This is a genomic window from Rhizobacter sp. P3_B12 (assembly GCF_056402895.1).
Genome location: NZ_JBFUGN010000335.1, coordinates 1 through 5,919, shown reverse-complemented (window position 1 = coordinate 5,919; position 5,919 = coordinate 1). Strand labels below are relative to the sequence as shown.

The window sequence follows — 5,919 nt, the reverse complement described above, 5'->3', positions numbered from 1 at the left end:
GCGTTGCACTTCGTTGCTGCCGCCGTAGATGGTTGTCTTGCGCACGTTGAAGTAGGTCGCGGCCAGCGGCGCGCAGTACGCCGCGCCGACGTGGTCACCCTGCCAGCCGGCCTCCATCGCGTCGTGGATGAAGGGCACGCTGTACGGCCCGGCCGCCAGCATCAGCAGCTCGGTCAGGCGCTGCTGGATCTCGCTGCCGCGGATCTTCAGCAACCCGGCCACGTCGAGCGACTGCTTGCCGGACTTTTCAGCGCTCAGCACCCGCAGCACCATCATCTCCAGCGCGACGATCTCGACCTCCAGCTTCGCGATCTCGTCGCGGAAGCGCACGTCGTCGTAGACCTTCTCCGCCTTCGCGATGCGCTTGAGACGCTCCAGCTCGCGCTTCGAGCGGTTCACGTCGGCGATGTTGGTGCGCTCGTGCGCCAGCAGGTACTTGGCGTAGGTCCAGCCCTTGTTCTCTTCGCCGACCAGGTTGTCCGCCGGCACCTCGACGTCGTCGAACCAGACCTCGTTGACCTCGTGCTCGCCGTCCATCGTGATGATCGGGCGCACCGTGATGCCGGGGCTCTTCATGTCGATCAGCAGGAAGCTGATGCCGGTCTGCGGCTTGCCTTCAGTGCTGGTGCGCACCAGGCAGAAGATCCAGTCGCCGTACTGGCCGAGCGTGGTCCAGGTCTTCTGGCCGTTGACGATGTAGTAGTCGCCGCGGCGCTCGGCGCGGCACTTCAGCGACGCGAGGTCGGAGCCCGAGCCCGGCTCGCTGTAGCCCTGGCTCCACCACACCTCGCCGCTCATGATGCCGGGCAGGTGGCGCTTCTGCTGCTCGGGCGAGCCGAAGGCCATGATCACCGGCGCGACCATCACCGGACCGAACGGCACGACGCGCGGCGCACCGGCCAGCGCGCACTCTTCCTCGAACAGGTGGCGCTGGATCGCGTTCCAGCCCGGGCCGCCGAACTGCGTCGGCCAGGCCCAGCCGTGCCAGCCCTGCTGGCCGAGGATCTTCGCCCAGCGCTGCAGATCGTCCTTCGACAGGCGCAGCGCGTTGTGCACCTTGTGGCTGATGTCCTTCGGCAGGTGCTCGGCCACCCAGCCGCGGATCTTCTGTCGGAAGGCCTGCTCTTCGGGCGTGAAGTTCAAATCCATCGTCGTGTCTCCTGTGCGCCGCGTTTTAGCACGGTCGTGCGTTTACGGGATGTCCCTGCGGCGACAACGGGCCTACCGATAATCCCGCGGTGACTTCTTCCTATCGATCCACCGTGGCCGCGCTGGCTGCCGGCCAGCTGGTGAGCTGGGCGGCGCTGTACTACGCATTCTCGTCCTTCGTGCTGCCGATGCAGCAGTCGCTGGGTTGGAGCAAACCCGTGTTGATGGGCGCCTTCACGCTGGGCCTGGCGGTGTGGGGCGCGAGCAGCTATGCGGCCGGCGCCGCGATCGACCGCGGCCACGGGCGTGGCGTGATGACGCTCGGCGCGGTGCTGGCCGGTGCCGGTTTCCTGCTGTGGTCGCAGGTGGCGCAGCCGGCCACGCTGTACCTCGCGTGGGTGCTGCTGGGCGCGGCGATGGCAATGATCCTGTACGAGCCGGCGTTCACCGTGCTGACCAAGCGTTTCCCCGAACGCTACCGCGACGGCATCACGTCGCTGACGCTGGTGGGCGGCTTCGCGAGCACGCTGTCGTTTCCAGCGGTGGCCTGGCTGGTGAACGCCTGGGGCTGGCGCGTCGCGTTGGCGGTGATCGGCGCCGTGCTGCTGCTGGGCGTGGCACCGTTGCACGCCTGGGCGCTGCGCGGCAGCGATCCGCCGCAAGCGCCGCGCGGCACGCACGACGCCGCCGACGATGCGACGCTGCACGAGGCCCTGCGCCACCGCGCGTTCTGGCTGCTCACCGCCACCTTCACGCTGTACTCGTTCGCGGCGGCCACGCTGTGGGCGCACGTCATGCCGATCTTCGCGTCGAAGGGGCGCAGCGAGGTGCAGGCGCTCGCGGTGCTGACCTGGATCGGGCCGGCGCAGGTGGCGGGGCGCTTCGTGTTCCTCGCCTTCGGGCGCCGCGTCACGCCGCGCGGGCTGGGCCTGGCGGTGCTGGGCGGCCTGCCGCTGTCGTTCGCGATCTTCGCGCTGGCCGAGAACCTGGCGGCACTGATCGTGTTCGCGGTGCTGTTCGGCATCGCCAACGGCCTGGTGACGATCGTGCGTGGCAACCTGGTGCCCGAGTACTTCGGCCGGGCGCACGTCGGGCGCATCGGCGGGGCGATGTCGGCGATCGCGCTGTTGTCGCGGGCGGCTGCGCCGGTGCTGACGGCCTGGCTGCTGCTGGCGCTGCCCGGCTACCGCGAGCTGCTGCTGATGCTGGCGGGGCTCGGCGTGGTGGCGCTCGTGAGCTTTGCCTTCGCCAAGCCACCCCAGTGAGGGTCGGCTCTACGGCTTCTTGTCCAGCGTCATCGTGTCGTTGTCGCGCTTCATCTGGAAGCGCGACAGGAAGCTGTTGCCGAGCAGCACCTGGCTCATCGACGCCGGCAGGACGACGGCCTCGACGTTGAACACCTGCACGTCGCCGATGCGCACCGAATTCAGCGTGAGGCGGTAGGCCGGCACCGAGCCGTTGGCGGTGTTGACCATGCCGCGCTGGCCGTCGCGGTACTTCAGGCCGATCGCATCGGCTTCCGACTGGGAGATGCTCACGGTGGTGGCGCCGGTGTCGACGACGAACACCACCGCCTTGCCGTTGATCGAGCCCTGCGAGTAGAAATGGCCGCCCGGACCGACCGGCAGCACGATGCGGCTGCCGCCGCCTTCGACCGGCGCGGCGCCCAGGCTGACCTGCACGCCGCCGAGCCGCAGCTGCTGGCGCTCGCCGCCGACCTCGACGACGGCCTCGCCGCCCGACATGCTGATCAGCTTGACGCCCTGCACGGTGCTGCCGACCGTGACCGTGCGCGGTGCGCCGTTGATCATCAGCAGCGCCTTGTTGTCGCCCAGCGCGCCGCTCATCGAGACGGTCTGGGCGGAGGCGGCCGCAGCGAGCAGCGCGCCGGCCGCCAGCGCGGCGGCGACGAGAGCGCGGCCCATCAGTCGCGGAAGTTGTCGAAGCTCAACGGCGCGTCGGTCACTTCCTTGCGGATCAGCGCCATCGCGGCCTGCAGGTCGTCGCGCTTGGCGCCGGTGACGCGCACCGTGTCGCCCTGGATCGCGGCCTGCACCTTCATCTTGCTCTGCTTGATCAGCGTCTGGATCTTCTTCGCGGTGTCGCTGTCGATGCCGTTCTTGACGGTGATCAACTGCTTGACCTTGTCGCCGCCGATCTTCTCGATCTTCGCGCTGCGGTCGAGGAAGCGGATGTCGACGCTGCGCTTGGTGAGCTTGGCCAGCAGGATGTCCATCACCTGGCCGATCTGGAAGTCGCTGTCGGCGTAGACCGTCAGTTCCTTCTCTTTCAATTCGACACGGGCGGACGAGCCCTTGAAGTCGAAACGGGTGCCGATTTCCTTGGCGGTCTGGTCCACGGCATTGCGCACTTCGACGAGATTGGGGTCGAGTACGGCATCGAAGCTGGGCATGGTCGGTAGTTCCTCTCTGGATCGGCGAAAATTCTCGCATGCAAATCGAATCGGGCGTCAGCCTGAAACCCTACAACAGCTTCGGATTGCCGGCTGTCGCACACACTTTGGTGCGCATTGCCAGCGATGCGGACGTGCGACGCGTCGTCGACCACCCCCAGCTCGGCCGCGCGCCGAAGTTCGTGCTGGGCGGCGGCAGCAACATCGTGCTGACCCGCGACATGCCGCAGGTGGTGCTGAAAGTCGAGGTCAAGGGCCGCGCGCTGGTGCGCGAAACCGACACCGCGTGGATCGTCGAGGCCGGGGCCGGCGAGAACTGGCACGAGTTCGTCGCGTGGACGCTGTCCCAGGGCTGGCCGGGCCTGGAGAACATGGCGCTGATCCCGGGCACGGTGGGTGCCGCGCCGGTGCAGAACATCGGCGCCTACGGCATCGAGCTGAAGGACCGCTTCGAGTCGCTGGACGCGGTCGACCTGGTCACCGGGCGCGGCGTCACGCTGGCGAGCGGCATCTGCGCCTTCGGCTACCGCGACAGCGTCTTCAAGCATTCGCTGGCCGGCCGCAGCGTGATCACGCGGGTGCGTTTCCGCCTGCCGAAGCCGTGGCAGCCGGTGCTGGGCTACCTGGAGCTGGAGCGCAAGATGGCCGAGACCGGCATCGGCGCGCCGAGCTCGCAGCAGGTGTTCGACTGGGTCTGCGCGATCCGCCGCGCCAAGCTGCCCGACCCGGCCCAGGTCGGCAACGCCGGCAGCTTCTTCAAGAACCCGGTCGTGACGCCGGAGCAATGCCGCGACATCATCGGCCGCGACCCGGAGATCGTGCACTACCCGATGCCCGACGGCAGCGTGAAGCTGGCGGCCGGCTGGATGATCGACGCCTGCGGCTGGAAGGGCAAGAGCATCGGCCGCGCCGGCGTCTACGAGAAGCAGGCGCTGGTGATCGTCAACCGCGGCGGCGCGATCGGCTCCGAGGTGGTGACGCTGGCGCGCGCGATCCAGGAGAGCGTGTACGGGCGCTTCGGGATCCGGCTGGAGCCGGAGCCGGTGGTGGTGTGAGCGGGCGGCCCGCGCCGTCAGACTCGCCCGAGGTTCGCCATGAAGGCACGCGCTCCGGCCTCCCGGTTGCGCTGGAGCAGCGTGGCGATCGCCTCACCCTGGGGAGGACTCAGTGGCGTATTGCCGAGGTCCAGCGAGATCAGCGATTCGTTGGCCCTGATGGCCATGATCACCTCGTCGACGAACGCCGCGTCGAAGCTGGCGCCGGGGAACGAGAGCGACTTCAGCTTGCACGCTGGATCCTGCAGCGCGTCCACCAGCAGGTCCTGTAGCGTCTCGGAGTCCGCTATGAGGCCACCCAGGGTCAACGATGAGAGGGACCGATTCGCGCGTATCGCGTCGCCCAGCAGCCTCAGTCTCTCGGCAGACCAGGGCAGGGTCAGCCAGGCTGATTCCGCCTTGAGGTGTGTTGACAGTGCGTCGCGCAGTGCGGGCATCCACGCCTCGTTGCCGGCAGGCTCGTGCGTCAGGCGAATGCTCAGCCCGGACAGCGACTTGGTGCGTGGTGTGGCGTGCGAGAACAGCCGGACCAAGGCGCCGGAATCGGGCGGGTTCGCATCGGATGCGTAGAGTTCAAGCCGGTCCAGGCCGTTGCTGTGGGCCAGCGCGTCGGCGAGACGCTCGGCCTGCTCGGGCGTCGACGGGATCGGCAGTTCGATGCCCTTGATCTGCGGGCAATGGGGCAGCACGCGGATGAAGAACCCGAGGTTTTCCGGGGTGATGTGTCCGCGCTCGAATTCGAGTTCGACGCCGTCGCCGCGGAAGCGGTTCACGTCGGCGGGCTGAACGCAGGCGTCGTAGGTTTTGGCAACCAGCCGGAACGGGTCGAAGAGATCGTTGTCCGCACACCAGCAGAGCACGAGCTGCGCGTCGGCAGCCTCCATCGCCGGATTCGGAATGGTCGCGTCGCGCTGGAAGTCGCGCACACACGCTTGTTCCTGCGACGTGTCGAACGTGGCCATGCCGGCGATCAATCGCTCTGTCTGGGTCGCGGCAGCGGGGTTGCCCGACCGGCCGGGAACGAAGTGGCGCGGCGGGGATGCGTCGAGGGTGCGTTTCATGATGGCTGAGTGGCACGCCGCCGCTTCAGGGTTCCAACATGGATGACGCATCGCGCCAGCGCGCCGCCGCCTGCCCGCGCGTCTGCGCCCCCAGCTTGTCGAGGATGTTCGCGACATGCCGCTTCACCGTGTGCGGGCTCAGGTCGAAGGCTCGCGCGATCAGCTTGTTGCTGTCGCCGGCGGCCATGCGCGCCAGCACCTCGCGCTCGCGGGTGCTGAGGGCGGCCAGCGGGCCGGGGCC

The 5,919-nt window shown here is 68.4% G+C and carries 7 protein-coding genes; 2 read left to right on the top strand and 5 right to left on the bottom strand.

The annotated features are described in order from the left end of the window. The coding region (locus AC1D01_RS17680; protein ID WP_477868504.1) for an acyl-CoA dehydrogenase family protein at positions 1-1,149 on the bottom strand (1,149 nt) is incomplete at its 3' end. Between the two features lie 89 nt (positions 1,150-1,238). On the opposite strand from AC1D01_RS17680, the gene AC1D01_RS17675 reads away from it, so the two are divergent. After that, positions 1,239-2,414, top strand: a complete 1,176-nt coding sequence (locus tag AC1D01_RS17675) for an MFS transporter (RefSeq protein ID WP_477868502.1) — start codon at positions 1,239-1,241, stop codon at positions 2,412-2,414. A gap of 9 nt (positions 2,415-2,423) precedes the next feature. Here AC1D01_RS17675 and AC1D01_RS17670 read toward each other — a convergent pair whose 3' ends face one another. Both AC1D01_RS17670 and AC1D01_RS17665 read right to left on the bottom strand, forming a co-directional pair. Beyond that, positions 2,424-3,074, bottom strand: coding sequence for a retropepsin-like aspartic protease family protein (locus AC1D01_RS17670; RefSeq protein WP_477868500.1), 651 nt, complete (start codon positions 3,072-3,074; stop codon positions 2,424-2,426). Then, the gene (locus tag AC1D01_RS17665) at positions 3,074-3,562 is read right to left on the bottom strand and encodes a YajQ family cyclic di-GMP-binding protein (RefSeq protein ID WP_477868498.1); all 489 of its coding nucleotides are present in this window, start codon (positions 3,560-3,562) and stop codon (positions 3,074-3,076) included. The genes AC1D01_RS17670 and AC1D01_RS17665 overlap by 1 nt, the downstream gene beginning before the upstream one ends. Before the next feature lie 38 nt (positions 3,563-3,600). On the opposite strand from AC1D01_RS17665, the gene murB reads away from it, so the two are divergent. Then, positions 3,601-4,617, top strand: a complete 1,017-nt coding sequence (murB, locus tag AC1D01_RS17660; RefSeq protein ID WP_477868496.1) for a UDP-N-acetylmuramate dehydrogenase — start codon at positions 3,601-3,603, stop codon at positions 4,615-4,617. 17 nt (positions 4,618-4,634) lie between these two features. Here murB and AC1D01_RS17655 read toward each other — a convergent pair whose 3' ends face one another. Together AC1D01_RS17655 and AC1D01_RS17650 are read right to left on the bottom strand one after the other, a co-directional pair. Then, positions 4,635-5,678 carry a leucine-rich repeat domain-containing protein gene (locus AC1D01_RS17655; protein WP_477868494.1) on the bottom strand — a complete coding sequence of 348 codons (1,044 nt, stop codon included), beginning with the start codon at positions 5,676-5,678 and terminating at the stop codon, positions 4,635-4,637. Between the two features lie 25 nt (positions 5,679-5,703). Further along, positions 5,704-5,919, bottom strand: a 216-nt coding sequence (locus tag AC1D01_RS17650; protein WP_477868492.1) for a response regulator transcription factor, incomplete at its 5' end; no start/stop codon positions are given.